Raw genomic sequence first — 14,586 nt, forward strand, 5'->3', positions numbered from 1 at the left:
ATCCGGCGGAGATACAGCATGCATTGGGCGGCGCAATACATCGGCCTTCCCTGGTCCGAAACCGGGGAAGGACCGGAAAGCTATCACTGCTGGTCGTTCGTGCGGATGGTCGAGGCCAAGCATTTTGGCCGCGACCTGCCGCCGATTCCCAACCCGGGCGACCTGTTGCCCTTGGCGCGGGCGTTCCGCGATCATCCGGAGCGGGTACGCTGGCCGCGCGTCGAAGTGCCGATGGAGGGCGATTGCGTGTTGCTGCGCTGCGCCCGCTATCCGGTGCACGTCGGCGTGTGGGCTGGGCCTGCGGTCGGCGGTGGGGTGCTGCACTGCGCCGAGGCGGCGGGGGTGGTCTACCAGCGGCCCGACGCTCTGGCGGGAAACGGCTGGAAGATCGAGGGGTATTACCGCTTCGTGGGGGAGGGAGCCTAGATGCTGGCGAGCGTGGTGGAATGCCCCAATGCCTTCGACCTGGCGGCGGGGCGCAAGCTGCACCCGGTGACGGAACCGACGACGGTGCGCGGGTGGCTGGATGCGCACGGCATCGTCGAGTTCGCCCGACCGACCATCTGCATTCATAACGGTGGCGCGCTGCTGCGTGCCGATTGGGCGACGACGCGCATCCTTGGCGGCGACGTGTGCGTGTTCGTCGCTCTGCCGCAGGGCGGTGGCGGTGGCGGCAAGAAGAACCCCCTCGCGACGGTCCTGTCTCTTGCCGTGATGATCGGTGCGGTCGCGGCGGGTCAGGTGTGGGGCGCGGACCTGGCAATCGAACTGTGGGGCGGCTCCGGGGTGATCACCCCCACCCAGGCGCTTTACGGCACTGCCCTTGTGACTGGAGGTGTTGCCGTCGCCGGGTCGGCGCTGATCTCGGCGGTCGTGCCCGCGGGCAAGCCCGCCTCGACCGCCGTTTCCGCTTCCGCCTATCCCGAGGCCAGCCCGACCTACAGCCTGACCGCGACAGGCAATCAGGCGCGGTTGGGGCAGGCGGTGCCGGCGCAGTATGGGCGTCACATCGCGGTGCCGGATTACGCGTCCCCGCCCTACCAGGAATACGTCGATAACGATCAAATGCTCCACGCGGTGGTCTGCCTCGGCCAGGGCTATCACGAAATCGAGCAGATTCGAATCGACGACACGCCGATATCGAGCTTCGAGGAGGTGGAGTACGAGGTGGTGGAACCCGGCGGGTCGGTGACGTTGATCGACCCGCAGGTGGTGACCGCGCTCGAGGTGGCGGGGCAGGAGGCGGTGGCCCCCAATGAATTGGCTGAGGGCGAGGATGGCTGGGTGGGGCCGTTCGTGATCTGCGATGCGGGCGACACCATCACCTCCATCGGCATCGATGCCGCCTTCGCGCGCGGGCTCTATTACGCCAACACCTCGGGCGGGTTCGACTCCCGCACGGTGACGTGGGAGGTGCAGGCGCAGCTGATCGACGACGATGGCGAGGCGGTGGACGACTGGTTCGCGCTGGGCAGCGAGAGCGTGACCGCAGCCACGAACACGCCGCAGTACCGCAGCTATAAATACGCCGTGGCATCCGGTCGCTATCAGGCGCGGCTGCGGCGGACCAACGATATCGACACCTCCGCCCAGGCCGGGCACGAACTGCGCTGGGCGCAGGCGCGGGGGTATCTCGACGCGGCGCAGAATTGGGGCGATAAGACCTTGCTCGCCTTCAAGATGCGGGCGACCGACAATCTCTCCAACCGCTCCTCGCGCGCGATCAAGGTGATCTCCACGCGGAAAATCCAGGTGTGGACGCCGGAAACCGGCTGGTCGCTGCAGGCGTCTCGGTCTCTGGTGTGGGCCGCCGCCGACGTGTTCCGCGCGGCTTACGGCGGCAAGGTGGCCGACGCCCGTCTGCCGCTGGCGGAGTGGGCGGCGCTCGACGCGGTGCACGCGGCGCGCGGCGACTATTTCGACTATCGCTTCGAAACCCAGACGACGGTGTGGGATGCGGCCAAGCAAATCCTGCTGTGCGGGCGTTCCGTGCCGATCCAGCAGGGCGGCGTTATCCGCGTGTTCCGCGATGCGCCGCAGGCGATCCCAAGCGCGATGTTCACCGGGCGCAACATCCTCAAGTCCAGCTTCTCGGTCAAGTACGCCATGCCGTCCGATGACACCGCCGATGCGGTGATCCTGGAATACTACTCGGCAAAAACCTGGAAGCTCGCCGAGGTCAAGGCGAGGGTGCGGGACGCGGCCTACGACGCATGGCTGGCAAGCGAAGGTCTGACGGATGGTGACGCGGCCCGCCTGGCGTGGGCGGACCTTGCCGAAAACCCGGTGCGGGTGAGCCAACCGGGAATCACCGGCAAGGCGCATGCGTTGCGCGAGGCCGACTACCTCGCCGCGAAGAACCGATATCGGCGCATCTTCCCCACCTTCCGCACCGAGATGGAGGGGATGATCCCGACCTACGGCGATCTCGCCTCGGTCAGTTATCCGATGGTGGCGTGGGGTCTGTCGGGCGAGGTGATCGCCTGGACCTCGGACGATCCGGAAACCGACGGTGAGGGAAACCCGGTGGCGTGGCCCAACGCGGTGTTGCGACTCTCGGAACCGCCGCAGTGGACCGAGGGGGAGGACCATTATATCGCCCTCCGCGATCGCACGGGCGGGATGGCGGGTCCGTTCCTCGTAACGCCGGGGGCGAGTGCCGACACCGTGGCGTTGGAGGAGACTCTGACGATTGCCCCCTACGTCGGCTCCAAGGCCGAGCGGACGCACTTCAGCTTCGGCCCCGCCAGCGCCTATTCCCGCATGGTGATCATCACCGGCCTGCGCCCCCGCCGCGCCGGTCAGCAAGTGGAAGTCTCCGGCGTGGTGGATGATACCAGGGTCTATGTGAATTAGGCATGCACAAGCATTCGACGCGCCGCGTTCGGCGCATATTCGGGCCGCCCGGGCATGGGCGGCCTTTTTCATGGGGGAGAGGGCCGATGGACGTGCCGCCGGAAGCGGACAAGGGGATCGAGGCGCTCCGGTCGCTGACCGGGGGCTTCGGCGGAATGGTGATGACGGCGGGGCTGGCGCGGATGCTGTGGCATCACCGCCTCGTGCGCCTGGGGCAGCGGAGGTTCTGGTCCCGCGATCTGTTGTGGGAGGTCCCGACCGCGCTGTTTTCGGCGACCATCGGCAGCGGCGTCGCCGAGATCCTGATGCCGCATATCGCCGACGCGGTGCGCGACGATCCGGCGCGGCTCTACACCATCGGCAACTGCATCGTGGGGGTGTGCGCCTGGCTTGGTCCGCGCGGCACCGAGGTGCTGCTCGGTCGCGTCGTCAACAAGTACTTTCCGCAGCCAAAGGGGGATCATCATGATCGCGCTGACGCGTGACATTCTGTTCGCCGCGATGCCGTATGCGCAGACGCGGCGTGTCGAGGTTTTCATGCCGCATCTTCAGGCTACGGTCGACCGCTTCGGCATCGCGGCTAGGCCTCTGCGGTTGGCGCATTTCCTCGCGCAGGTAGCGCATGAGAGCGGCAGCCTGCGCTACACCGAAGAGATTGCGAGCGGGGATGCCTACGAAGGCCGGACAAATCTCGGCAACACCCATCCTGGCGATGGGCGGCGCTATAAGGGGCGCGGGCTGATCCAGTTGACCGGGCGGTTCAATTACCGCGAATGCGGCGCGGCGCTTAACCTGCCGCTCGAGGACCAGCCAGAGCTGCTGGCGGAGCCCGAGGCGGCGTGTCTCTCGGCAGGCTGGTATTGGGAGACCCGCGGACTCAACGGCATCGCCGATACCGATGACGCGCTGAAGGTGACGCGGCGCATCAACGGCGGGACCAACGGCCTCGAGGACCGCCTGGCGAACCTGCGGCGGACGAAGAAGGCCTTGGGCCTGAAGGTGGAGGACGATCATGTGGGATGATGTCAAAGGGTTGATCGGCGCTGTTGCCCCGACGATCGCAACCGCCTTGGGCGGACCGCTTGCCGGTGGGGCTGTGTCGCTGCTGACGAGTGCGCTCGGTTTGAGCAGCGATGCGAGCCAAAAGGACATCGTGTCCGCCATCGCTTCGGCCTCACCGGAGGCTATAGCCGAGATCAAGAAAGCGGAAATCGAGTATCAGCAGCGGATCGCGGAACTCGATGTCGATCTCGAAAAGCTCGCGGTGGTGGATCGATCGAGCGCGCGCGAACGGGAGGCGAAGGTCGGAGGGTGGGCTAACCCGCTGCTGGCGAGCCTCGTTGTGGTTGGGTTCATGGTGGCGGTGTTCATGGTCATCTCTGGATACACCGTGACGGACACCGTGAATGCCACTCTGGTCGGCACCGTGATTGGCTATGTCTCCGCGAAGGCCGATCAGGTGGTGAGCTACTACTTCGGCTCGAGCGCAGGCTCGCGCAGCAAGGATGACCTGATTTCGAGAATCGGTGCGGGGCGGAAGTAGCCACTTGCCCATAGGGACTGAAGGAAACGGGCATCAAAAAGCCCCGGACTCTCATTGAGTCCGGGGCTTTTTTTGTGCCCAGAGCCAACAAAAAACGTACTCAGTACGCTTATTTTCGTTGAAAAACCGTACTCAGTACGGTATATTTCTTTTGTGGTCAGGGGGCGGGGCGGTCCCGCTCCCCCGCCACAACGGAGGAAGAAAAGATGGACGTCCCTTTCTTCCTTCACCTCCGGTTCAGGTTCTTCGGTTTCACCGTTGAACTGAAAATCGAGAGGTAGGAGGCCGGGGAGGGGCTGGAACCCCCTCCCCGGAACTCCCTAAGTGTAGGAGGCTGCTCATGCGATTTCAAGCGCGTGCTATTATCCCCGCAATCGCGGGGGGGGTGATCGCGGGCGGCGCGGTGCTTTTCCTCTTCGGGTTGCTGGTGGCGCTTGCTATCGGCGTTCCGGTGGCGATCGCCGTGGCGTTGATCTTCGGTAAACGGGTGGAGGGAGAAGGATCATGACGTCGGACGATTTTCGCGCCTGGCGTAAGGCGCTTGGGCTTACCCAGACTGCTGCGGCGCAGGCATTGGGCCTCGGCAAGTCAACGGTGGAACTGTATGAGGCCGGAAAGCGCCGGGACAACGGCGCTCCGGTCGATATCCCGCACACGGTCGCCTTGGCCTGTTCGGCTCTGTACCACAGGCTTTCTCCATGGGGGGAGGGGGCGTGATGTTTTTCCGGGTGTTGGTGGGGGCCGCGCTTCTTGGGGCGGTTTCGGCTGGGGTCGGAACCATCGTTTTGACGGTGCTGCTCATGGTGGTCAGCGGAAGTATCCACGTCCAGATGAACGATTTCCTGGAAACCTTGACGGGTGTTCCAGGAATCGGTTTTGCCGTTCTCGGCGCATCGGTCGGCGCGATGAAGGGAATCACGGTCGCTGGGTTGTTGAATGTTGCCGGTGAAGTGATGGTTGGCGCGGCTGAGTGGTGCATTCGGAGGCTGCGCCGTTAACATCGGTTTGCCACACCACCTATAACGCATTGATATCTATAACCGTGAACAGAGCGGGAATTGTGGCAAACCGCATTGATATCGTTGCAGAATTTTAAGTTTGTGGTACTGGATGTCGTCGGTTCGATTCCGATCACTCGCCCCATTCCCCCCTTTTCCCACGCCGTCCACCCGCCGTCAGCGCACTGCGGAGGTGGTGGTTGCGCCATTGCTGCCGTTCGCCGTTTCTTCCGGGAAGGACGGGAGTTCGGGCGGCAGGGCCACCGGCTCGGCGGGCGCGGCCTCGGGCTCCTTGGTCATGTCGCGCAGGCGCAGGCGCGCGGTGCGGGCCTCCAGCGCGCCGATGCGCTCGGCGATCCGCGTGAGGGTCATGGAGATCTCGGCGCGTTCCGCCGTGGCGGCGGCCTCGCGGTGCAGGGCCTCGGCGGCGAGCGCGGCGCGCAGCGCCTCGGCGCGGCGGGCGAGGTCTTCGAGCATCGTCGCCCGGCTGCGTTCCACCTCGGCCATCAGGTCGCCGCGCGCCCATTTGGTCTGCTTGATCATCTCCGCCTCGACGCGCTTGATCCCGTCGTCGAGGTCCTTGCGCATCTCGACCTTGAGCTCATAGGCGCTGCGCGCCAGCGACGACATGTAGGAGACCAGGGCGATCCCCAGGATGACGGCTGTCCCGATGACCAGGGCGATGCCCAGAACGGCGGCGAAACTCATGCGGGCTGGTCCTCCGGGCGTGCCGTGGGCGTGGAGTCACAGCCCCAGGCGGACGATTTCGATTTTCGGGCAGCGGTCCATGATCACGGCGAGGCCCGCGGCGCGTCCGCGCGCCGCCGCCTCCTCGTTGACCACGCCGAGCTGCATCCAGGCGACCTTCGCGCCGATGGCGGCGGCGGCGTCCACCAGGGGCCCGGCGTCGGCGCTGTTGCGGAAGATGTCCACCATGTCCACCGGCTCGCCGAGATCGGAGAGGGAGGCGCGCACCGTCTCGCCCAGCAGGGTCTGCCCGGCGAGTCCCGGGTTGACCGGGATCACCCGGTAACCGTGCTCCTGCAAGAAGGCCATCACCTCGTAGCTCGGGCGGTGCGGGTTGGCGGAAGCGCCGACCAGGGCGATGGTGCGCACCGAGGCGAGGATGCCGCGGAGGGTTTCGTCGGTGGCGGACGTGGCGGTCATGGCGGGCCTCCGGAAAGGGTCTGGCCGGGAACGGCGATGCCGCCATCATGCCCTTCCCGCCGCCGCGGTTCAACGTCGGCGTCAGTCCTTGCCGAGACGCAGCCCGGCGCCCGCGACGACATTGGCCCCGGCATAGGCGGGCGTGACCGAACCCTTGCCGAGGACGATCGGCTGGTCGTCGATCTCGCGCCGCAGGTGCGAGGCGGACTGCCTGCCCTCGCTCAGAACCTGGATGATCTTGAGGGCGTGCTTGATGATGTCGGTGCGGACCTTGCGGCGCGAGGCGAGCAGGCCGTTGCCCGCGATCGGCTGGCGGCCGCGCCGGGTGGAGAGGATGTGCAGGCGGTGCCACTCGCGGATCGCTTCGCCCAGTTCGTCCACCATCAGCATTCCCGCGCCGTCGCCGGAGAACGCCACGCCGAGGTCGAAGCCGCCGCCGGTCACCGCCGCGCCGAGGTCGCGCAGCACGGTTTCGGTGTCGCGGGCGGCGAGGGTGGGGTCGCCGCCCTGGTTGATCACCACGTGGCGGCCGGGCAGCATCGCGGCGAGGCTGGTGACGATGTCGGCGGCGGCGCCGTTGCCCGCGTCCCACAGCACCGCGGGGCCTTCGCCCGCCGGGCGCGAGCCGTGCATCAGCCAGCGCAGGTAGCCGTGCTCCAGATCCACCTCGTTGAGACGGCCGGTGCCCGCCGCGGCCTCGAACCCGGCGACGCGGCTCGCCTCGAAGGCCTCCTTCAGCTCGAAGCTGGCGAGCGGGCGCTGGTCGAGAACCAGGCGGAAGCCGACGGTGCCGTCCTCCGCCTCGGCGGAGGTCATCATCAGCGCGTGCGGAATGCCGAGGCTGCGGCAGGCGTAGGTGAGCATCGGGTACGGCGCGCAGCCGAGGAACACCACGTCGCAGTCCGCGCCCTGCAGGCCGCCGATGGCGAGCTGCACGTGGATGCGGTTGAGGCTGCGGCGGTCGGAGGCGACGGCGATGCGGCGTTCCGAGCCCGGGGCGATGGAAAGCCCGATGGACAGACCGAAGCGGTAGATGTCCCGCGCGGAGAAGTCCTCGCCGAAGAGACCGTAGATGTGGTGATCCTGGCGAATCGCGATTTTTCCGCTCATTTATCTGCTCCGCAACCGGGTTGTTTGATTTCAGAAGAAAGAAAGCACGCTTTATGCCAAGACCGAACTTCGGAATAGTCGATTGATTTACAATGAATTAATCGCTATCGGCGCAGCCCGGCGGGGCAAAGCGGTTTGCGAAATGCAAAACCCCGGCGGGGCGTTTTGCAGATTGGCAACGCTTTCATCCGCTCCGGAAAAACACAATAATCCTTTGATATAAAAAGAGAATAATGGTGGTATCAAAATACCACATACTAACTTCATGAAAACAAAGGAAAAATAGTAATTGACGGCGCTTCGTTCTGTGGCATACTCCGCGGCCTCGACGGCCCGGGGCGTGGTGTCCCGGACGGCGATTCATGGATTCAGAACCAGACGGATGGTGTGATGAAGACCTATTCCGCCAAGCCTTCCGAAGTCGAGCGCAAGTGGCTGCTGATCGATGCCGAGGACGTGGTCCTCGGCCGTCTGGCGGTCATTATCGCGAACCTTCTGCGGGGCAAGCACAAGCCGACCTACACGCCGCATATCGACTGCGGCGACAACGTCATCGTCATCAACGCCGAAAAGGTGAAGCTGACCGGCCGCAAGCTGACCGACAAGCTGTTCTTCTGGCACACCGGCTATCCGGGCGGCATCAAGAACCGCAGCATGGGCCAGATCCTCGAGGGCAAGAACCCCGAGCGCGTCATCGAAAAGGCGGTGCAGCGCATGGTGCCGAAGGGGCCCTTGGGCCGCGCGCAGCTCAAGAAGCTGCGGGTCTACCCCGGCCCGGCGCATCCGCACGAGGCGCAGCAGCCGGAGACCTTCGACGTCGCCGCGTTGAACCCGAAGAACAAGAGGAGCGCGTAACTCCATGGCCGATGATCTCAAGTCCCTCGAGGCGCTGAAGCCCGTCGAAGCCGAGGCCCCGGCCAAGGCCGAGCCGAAGCGCGACGCTCTGGGCCGTTCGTATGCCACCGGCAAGCGCAAGAACGCGATCGCCCGCGTCTGGGTGAAGGCCGGGTCCGGCAAGGTCACCGTCAACGGCCGCGACATCCTGGAGTACTTCCAGCGTCCGGTGCTGCGCATGGTGATCAACCAGCCGTTCGTCGTGACCAACCGCGAGCGTCAGTTCGACGTGGTGTGCACGGTGAAGGGCGGCGGGCTGTCCGGCCAGGCGGGCGCGGTGCGCCACGGCATTTCGGTCGCGCTCAACCTCTACGAGCCGGATCTGCGTCCGGTTCTGAAGAAGAGCGGCTTCCTCACCCGCGATTCCCGCGTCGTCGAGCGCAAGAAGTACGGCAAGGCGAAGGCCCGCCGCAGCTTCCAGTTCTCCAAGCGTTGAGGCGGCGGGCGGCCGCCCGTTGCAGCGATGTTGGAAAGGCCCGCCCACCCGGCGGGCCTTTTCGTTTTTCACGGTATCTCCAATTGCGGCGGCGATTGGGTTTTCATAATGTGATGCGGCGCGGATGCCGCGCGGATGACGAGTCAGGAAAGGACCAGGGCGATGGCGGATATGGCCGACGTGGCGATTCTCGGAGCGAGCGGCTACACCGGGGCGGAACTCATCCGCCTGTTGGCGAGCCACCCGCGCGTCCGATTGTCCGCGCTCACCGCCGACCGCAAGGCCGGGCAGGCGATGGCCTCGGTGTTTCCGCACCTCGCCGCGATGGACCTGCCGGATCTCGTCTCCCTCGACGCCTTCGACCCGGCGTCGGCGGACTTCGTGTTCTGCGCGCTGCCGCACGGCACGACGCAGGAGATCATCGCCGGGCTGCCGCGCGGCCTGAAGGTCTGCGATCTTTCCGCCGACTTCCGGCTCGCCGACCTCGACGCCTACGCCACCTGGTACGGCCATCCGCACCGCGCGCCGGAGTTGCAGGCGGAGGCGGTCTACGGCCTGACCGAGCTGGCGCGGCCCGCGGTGGCCAAGGCGCGGCTGGTGGCCAACCCCGGCTGCTACCCGACCACGGCGCAGCTGCCGCTGGTGCCGCTGATCGAGGCGGGGCAGATCGGCCTGGACAACATCATCATCGATTCCAAGTCCGGAGTCTCCGGCGCGGGACGCGCCGCCAAGGAGGGCTCGCTCTACTGCGAGGTGGCCGAGGGCATGCACGCCTATGGAGTCGCCGGCCACCGCCACGGACCGGAGATCGAGCAGGGCCTCTCCATCGCCGCGGGCAAGCCGGTGATGGCGAGCTTCACGCCGCACCTCATCCCGATGAACCGCGGCATGCTCTCCACCATCTACGTCAACATGACCGGGGCCGCCGCCGCCGACCTGCACGCCACGCTTTCCGCGCGCTATGCCGGGGAGCCCTTCGTCAAGGTGCTGCCCTTCGGCGCGACGCCGCACACCCGGCACGTGCGCGGCTCCAACCTCGCGCTGATCGGCGTGACCGCCGACCGCCGCCCCGGCGCCGCGATCCTCACCTGCGCCATCGACAACCTCACCAAGGGCGCGTCCGGCCAGGCGGTGCAGAACATGAACGTGATGCTCGGCTTCGACGAGACCCTGGGACTCGCCCAGGCGCCGATGTTCCCCTGAGCCCCCATATCCGAAGACCCCTGCCGCAAGCGTAAAGGATAGCCGATGGCCGCGATCGTTCTGCCCTACAAGGGCGTCTCTCCCGACATCCACCCCTCCGCCTTCGTCGCGCCCGGCGTCGCGGTGCTCGGCGACGTGGTGATCGGCGAGGACACCAACATCTGGTTCGGTTGCGTGCTGCGCGGCGACGTGGACGTCATCCGCATCGGCAAGCGCACCAATATCCAGGACGGCACCATCGTGCACCTCAGCCGCGACGCGCCTACCATTATCGGCGACGACGTGACGGTGGGCCACGGCGCCATCCTGCACGGCTGCGTGCTCAAGGACCGCGCCTTCGTCGGCATGGGCGCGACCGTGCTCGACGGCGCGGTGGTGGAGGGCATGCTGGGCGCGGGTGCGTTGCTCACCCAGGGCAAGCGGGTGCCCGCGGGCGAGCTGTGGGCCGGTTCGCCCGCGCGTTTCCTGCGCAAGCTGACCGCCGAAGAGATCGAGGGCTTCGTACCGCACGCCTGGCACTATGTGGAACTCGCCCGCCGGTACAAGACCGAAAACGGGTTGTGATCCGGAAGCGTCTGGACGCGTTTCGGATTTCACCTGTTTCGGTTTTGATGCTATATGGATAACGGTATCGGAAAAGCACCGGAGCGGCGCCGATCTCTGGGGGTCTGGGCGCCGGGTCGGACCGTGCCGTCGGTCCTTCGCGTCACATAGGGAACGGGAAACAATGCAGATCGGGGCAGAAGGTTTGGGGGGCGCCGGAATCCGCTGGTCCGCGCGCGTGCGCGCCGTCGTGATGGCCGGGGCCTTGGGGCTTCTGCTTTCCGGGTGCTCCAGTTCCTACAATCCAGTGAACTGGTTCGGCTCCGACGCGCCGAAACCGCAGCAGATCGCGCTGCCCGACGAGCCGACCGCCGACCGGGGCGATCTGCCGCAGGGCCTTTCCGCCGACTCCGGCCACGGCTATGCCGAGGGCGGGCGCTCCGACGTCACCGTGGTCCGGCCGCTGCGCAACGCGCCGCCGCCCAAGGTCACGGTCGGCGCGCAGCCCGGCGCGCCCGCCGCCGCGCCGGTCGCGCCGGTGGAGCGCACCGCGCCGCAGCCTGCGCCGTCCGCCGTCGCCTCCGCCTCCGACGTGCCTTCCGACGCGCCCGGCGCGCCGAGGATGCTGGGCGATCCCAATTCCGCCTCCAAGGCTCCGGCCTCCGGCAAGAAGGCCAAGGCCGAGGCGATGCAGGGTCTGGAGTCGTTCTCGCCGGAGAACTACAGTCTCTCCTACCTCGCCGCCACGGTGCCGTTCGGCCACGGCTCGGCGCACCTGAGCTCCGCCGATCTCGCGGCGCTGCGCGGCATCGCCGCCGAATACAAGAAGACCGGCGGCGCGGTCACCGTGGTCGGCCACGCCTCGTCGCGCACCGGCGACATGTCCGCGGTGTCGCACAAGATCGCCAATTTCGACATCTCCGCGCGCCGCGCCGAAAGCGTCGCCCTGGCGCTCGCCAAGCTCGGCGTGCCGGCCCGAGCTATCTACGTCGGCGCGGTTGCCGACGCAGAGCCCGTGTACCAGGAAGTCATGCCGTCCGGCGAGGCCTACAACCGTCGAACCGAGATCTTCCTGAATCACTGATCGGGAGAGCCCTTCGTCGTATCGACGAAAAAAGGCCCGGCCCGATCGCCGGGCCTTTTGCGTTGCGGAAAACCAGTCGCCAATCCCGCTGCTGCCAGACTAGTATTTGTCCCCCGACCCGGAAAACCGGGCGATCCTGTGAATGAAACCTGTGCGTGAAACCCATCCGACCGCGTGTCGGCCAGTCAAACGGCTCTGAAATGGAACAAGAATTCTACCGCGTGAAACGATTGCCCCCCTACGTCTTCGCTGCCGTCAACGCGATGAAGGCGCGCGCCCGCGCCGCCGGGGAGGACATCATCGATTTCGGCATGGGCAATCCGGATCAGCCGACTCCGGCGCACATCGTCGATAAGCTCTGCGAGTCGGCGCGCAACCCGCGCGCCCACCGCTATTCGATGTCGCGCGGCATTCCGGGCCTGCGCAAGGCGCTCGCCGGGTATTACGAGCGCCGTTTCGGCGTGACCCTCGACCCCGAAACCGAGGCGGTGGTGACGCTCGGCTCCAAGGAGGGCCTGGCCAACCTCGCGATGGCGATGACCTCGCCCGGCGACGTGGTGCTGGTGCCCAATCCGAGCTACCCGATCCATGCCTTCGGCTTCATCATCGCGGGCGGCGCGATCCGCCAGGTTCCCGCCGCGCCGGACCAGAGCTTCCTCGAGGCGATGGACCGCGCGGTGCGCCACAGCATTCCCAAGCCGGTCGCGGTGATCCTCAACTTCCCGTCGAACCCGACGGCGCGGGTGGCCGACCTCGACTTCTACCGCGAGGTGGTGGCGTTCTGCCGCAAGCACGAGGTCTACATCCTCTCCGACATCGCCTATGCGGAGATCTATTTCGACGGCAACCCGCCGCCCTCGGTGCTGCAGGTGCCGGGCGCGAAGGACATCGCCATCGAGTTCTCCTCGCTGTCCAAGAGCTACAACATGCCGGGCTGGCGCATCGGCTTCGCCGCGGGCAACCCGCGCCTGGTTGCCGCGCTCGCGCGCATCAAGTCCTACCTCGACTACGGCGCGTTCACCCCGGTGCAGGTGGCGGCCTCCGCGGCGTTGAACGGCCCGCAGGACTGCGTGGAGGAGATCCGCACCCTCTACCGCGAGCGCCGCGACGTGCTGATCGAGGGGCTCGCCCAGGCGGGATGGGAGGTGCCCAGCCCGCCCGCCACGATGTTCGCCTGGGCGCCGATTCCATCCGCCTTCGCCCATCTCGGCTCGCTGGAGTTCTCCAAGCTGCTGCTTTCCGAGGCGTCGGTGGCGGTGGCGCCGGGCCTCGGCTTCGGCGAATACGGCGACACCCACGTGCGCATCGCGCTCGTCGAGAACAAGCACCGCATCCGTCAGGCGGTGCGCAACATCAAATCCTTCCTGTCGCGCGGCGATGCGGTCCTGGCCGACGCCGACGCCAAACCTGTGGGGAAATAGAGGTGAGCGAATCCGGTAAATCCGGCGGCAAAGCGCCGCTGAAGGTCGCGGTCGCCGGACTGGGAACGGTCGGCGCCGGGGTGCTGAAACTGCTGCGCGGCAACGCCGCGGGGATCGCCGCGCGGGCCGGCCGCCCGATTACCGTGACCGCGGTCTCCGCGCGCAACCGCGGCAAGGACCGCGGCGTGCCGCTTGCCGGGTTCGCCTGGTTCGACGACCCGGTGGCGATGGCGCGCGAGGCCGACGCCGACGTGGTGGTGGAGCTGATCGGCGGCGCCAACGGCCCGGCCAAGGCGACGGTGGAGGCGGCGTTTGCCGCCGGGCGTTCCGTGGTCACCGCAAATAAGGCGCTTTTGGCGCATCACGGCGGCGAACTTGCGGCACAGGCCGAGGCCAAGGGCGCGGCGCTCGCCTTCGAGGCGGCGGTGGCGGGGGGCATCCCCATCGTCAAGGGGCTGCGCGAGGGGCTGGCGGCCAACCGCATCGGCCGCGTCGTCGGCATCCTCAACGGCACCTGCAACTATATCCTCACCACGATGCGCGAGACCGGCCGCGACTTCGCCGACGTGCTGGCCGATGCGCAGGCGCTCGGCTATGCCGAGGCCGACCCCTCCTTCGACATCGACGGGGTGGACGCGGCGCACAAGCTCGCCCTGCTCACCTCGCTCGCCTTCGGCACCGCCGTGGACTTCGCCAAGGTGCACGTGGAGGGCATCCGCCACGTCTCCGCCCAGGACATCGCCTATGCCGACGAACTCGGCTACCGCATCAAGCTTCTCGCCATCGCGCGGCGCACCGAGGCGGGCATCGAGCAGCGGGTGCACCCCTGCATGGTGCCGAAAACCTCCGGCATCGCCGCGGTGGAAGGGGTGTTCAACGCGGTGATGGTGGAGGGCGATTTCGTCGGGCCGGTGGTGTTCCAGGGCCGCGGCGCGGGCGAGGGGCCGACCGCCTCCGCCGTGGTCGCCGACCTCATCGACATCGCGGCGGGGCGCGCGCCCGCCGCGCCCTTCGGCATTCCCGCGGCGGCGCAGGCGGCCTTGATCCCGGCGCCGATGGGCGATCACTTCGGCTCCTACTACGTCCGCCTGATGGTGGTGGACAAGCCCGGCGTGTTCGCCGCCATCGCCACGGCGCTGGGGGAGGAGAACGTTTCCATGGAATCGGTGCTGCAGCACGGCCGCCATCCCGACGGCCCGGTGGCGGTGGTGCTGACCATTCACGAAACCACCGAGGGCGCGTTCATGCGCGCCCTGGACCGCATGGCCCGCGTCGATGGCATTCTCGACACGCCGCGCGCCATCCGCATCGAGGCGGTGTAAGGAGGACAG

The 14,586-nt window shown here is 67.1% G+C and carries 18 protein-coding genes; 15 read left to right on the forward strand and 3 right to left on the reverse strand.

Annotation, left to right across the window (positions count from 1 at the left end; genetic code table 11):
* Positions 1-18: 18 nt before the first annotated feature.
* The 8 genes from O7R11_RS04220 (at position 19) to O7R11_RS04255 (ending at position 5,397) form a co-directional block, all read left to right on the forward strand.
* Positions 19-426 carry an NlpC/P60 family protein gene (locus O7R11_RS04220; protein WP_337996236.1) on the forward strand — a complete coding sequence of 136 codons (408 nt, stop codon included), beginning with the start codon at positions 19-21 and terminating at the stop codon, positions 424-426.
* Positions 427-2,856, forward strand: coding sequence for a host specificity factor TipJ family phage tail protein (locus O7R11_RS04225; protein ID WP_337996237.1), 2,430 nt, complete (start codon positions 427-429; stop codon positions 2,854-2,856).
* An 86-nt stretch (positions 2,857-2,942) separates the two neighbouring features.
* A complete protein-coding gene (locus tag O7R11_RS04230; protein ID WP_337996238.1) occupies positions 2,943-3,341 on the forward strand; it encodes a phage holin family protein in 399 nt (132 codons plus the stop codon).
* A complete protein-coding gene (locus tag O7R11_RS04235; protein ID WP_337996239.1) occupies positions 3,322-3,879 on the forward strand; it encodes a glycoside hydrolase family 19 protein in 558 nt (185 codons plus the stop codon). Before O7R11_RS04230 ends, O7R11_RS04235 begins: the two co-directional genes overlap by 20 nt.
* Entirely contained in the window at positions 3,869-4,399 is a 531-nt protein-coding gene (locus tag O7R11_RS04240; protein WP_337996240.1) for a hypothetical protein, read from the forward strand. The genes O7R11_RS04235 and O7R11_RS04240 overlap by 11 nt, the downstream gene beginning before the upstream one ends.
* Before the next feature lie 340 nt (positions 4,400-4,739).
* On the forward strand, positions 4,740-4,907 hold the full coding sequence (locus O7R11_RS04245; protein WP_337996241.1) for a hypothetical protein: 168 nt from the start codon (positions 4,740-4,742) through the stop codon (positions 4,905-4,907).
* Positions 4,904-5,116, forward strand: a complete 213-nt coding sequence (locus tag O7R11_RS04250; protein WP_337996242.1) for a helix-turn-helix domain-containing protein — start codon at positions 4,904-4,906, stop codon at positions 5,114-5,116. The genes O7R11_RS04245 and O7R11_RS04250 overlap by 4 nt, the downstream gene beginning before the upstream one ends.
* The gene (locus tag O7R11_RS04255; RefSeq protein ID WP_337996243.1) at positions 5,116-5,397 is read left to right on the forward strand and encodes a hypothetical protein; all 282 of its coding nucleotides are present in this window, start codon (positions 5,116-5,118) and stop codon (positions 5,395-5,397) included. The genes O7R11_RS04250 and O7R11_RS04255 overlap by 1 nt, the downstream gene beginning before the upstream one ends.
* Positions 5,398-5,574: 177 nt before the next feature.
* Here the strand turns inward: O7R11_RS04255 and O7R11_RS04260 are convergent, their stop codons facing one another.
* From O7R11_RS04260 to O7R11_RS04270, 3 genes are all read right to left on the reverse strand, one after another.
* Positions 5,575-6,105 carry a hypothetical protein gene (locus O7R11_RS04260; protein WP_337996244.1) on the reverse strand — a complete coding sequence of 177 codons (531 nt, stop codon included), beginning with the start codon at positions 6,103-6,105 and terminating at the stop codon, positions 5,575-5,577.
* A gap of 36 nt (positions 6,106-6,141) precedes the next feature.
* The gene (locus tag O7R11_RS04265) at positions 6,142-6,564 is read right to left on the reverse strand and encodes a CoA-binding protein (RefSeq protein ID WP_337996245.1); all 423 of its coding nucleotides are present in this window, start codon (positions 6,562-6,564) and stop codon (positions 6,142-6,144) included.
* A gap of 81 nt (positions 6,565-6,645) precedes the next feature.
* A complete protein-coding gene (locus O7R11_RS04270) occupies positions 6,646-7,674 on the reverse strand; it encodes a phosphohexomutase domain-containing protein (RefSeq protein ID WP_337996246.1) in 1,029 nt (342 codons plus the stop codon).
* Positions 7,675-8,064: 390 nt separating this feature from the next.
* Here O7R11_RS04270 and rplM point away from each other — a divergent pair, with 390 nt between their 5' ends.
* The 7 genes from rplM (at position 8,065) to O7R11_RS04305 (ending at position 14,577) form a co-directional block, all read left to right on the forward strand.
* Positions 8,065-8,529: a 50S ribosomal protein L13 gene (gene rplM, locus O7R11_RS04275; protein WP_337996247.1), complete on the forward strand. Its 465-nt coding sequence runs from the start codon at positions 8,065-8,067 to the stop codon at positions 8,527-8,529.
* Between the two features lie 4 nt (positions 8,530-8,533).
* A complete protein-coding gene (rpsI, locus tag O7R11_RS04280; RefSeq protein ID WP_337996248.1) occupies positions 8,534-9,004 on the forward strand; it encodes a 30S ribosomal protein S9 in 471 nt (156 codons plus the stop codon).
* 162 nt (positions 9,005-9,166) lie between these two features.
* On the forward strand, positions 9,167-10,207 hold the full coding sequence (argC, locus tag O7R11_RS04285; RefSeq protein WP_337996249.1) for an N-acetyl-gamma-glutamyl-phosphate reductase: 1,041 nt from the start codon (positions 9,167-9,169) through the stop codon (positions 10,205-10,207).
* Positions 10,208-10,252: 45 nt separating this feature from the next.
* Positions 10,253-10,771: a gamma carbonic anhydrase family protein gene (locus O7R11_RS04290; protein WP_337996250.1), complete on the forward strand. Its 519-nt coding sequence runs from the start codon at positions 10,253-10,255 to the stop codon at positions 10,769-10,771.
* Positions 10,772-10,934: 163 nt separating this feature from the next.
* A complete protein-coding gene (locus O7R11_RS04295) occupies positions 10,935-11,834 on the forward strand; it encodes an OmpA family protein (protein ID WP_337996251.1) in 900 nt (299 codons plus the stop codon).
* Positions 11,835-12,034: 200 nt separating this feature from the next.
* Entirely contained in the window at positions 12,035-13,255 is a 1,221-nt protein-coding gene (locus O7R11_RS04300; RefSeq protein WP_337996252.1) for an LL-diaminopimelate aminotransferase, read from the forward strand.
* A 2-nt stretch (positions 13,256-13,257) separates the two neighbouring features.
* Positions 13,258-14,577, forward strand: coding sequence for a homoserine dehydrogenase (locus O7R11_RS04305; protein ID WP_337996253.1), 1,320 nt, complete (start codon positions 13,258-13,260; stop codon positions 14,575-14,577).
* Positions 14,578-14,586 lie beyond the last annotated feature (9 nt).

It is taken from the genome of Oleispirillum naphthae, assembly GCA_027864655.1.
Taxonomy (GTDB): domain Bacteria; phylum Pseudomonadota; class Alphaproteobacteria; order Rhodospirillales; family Rhodospirillaceae; genus Oleispirillum; species Oleispirillum naphthae.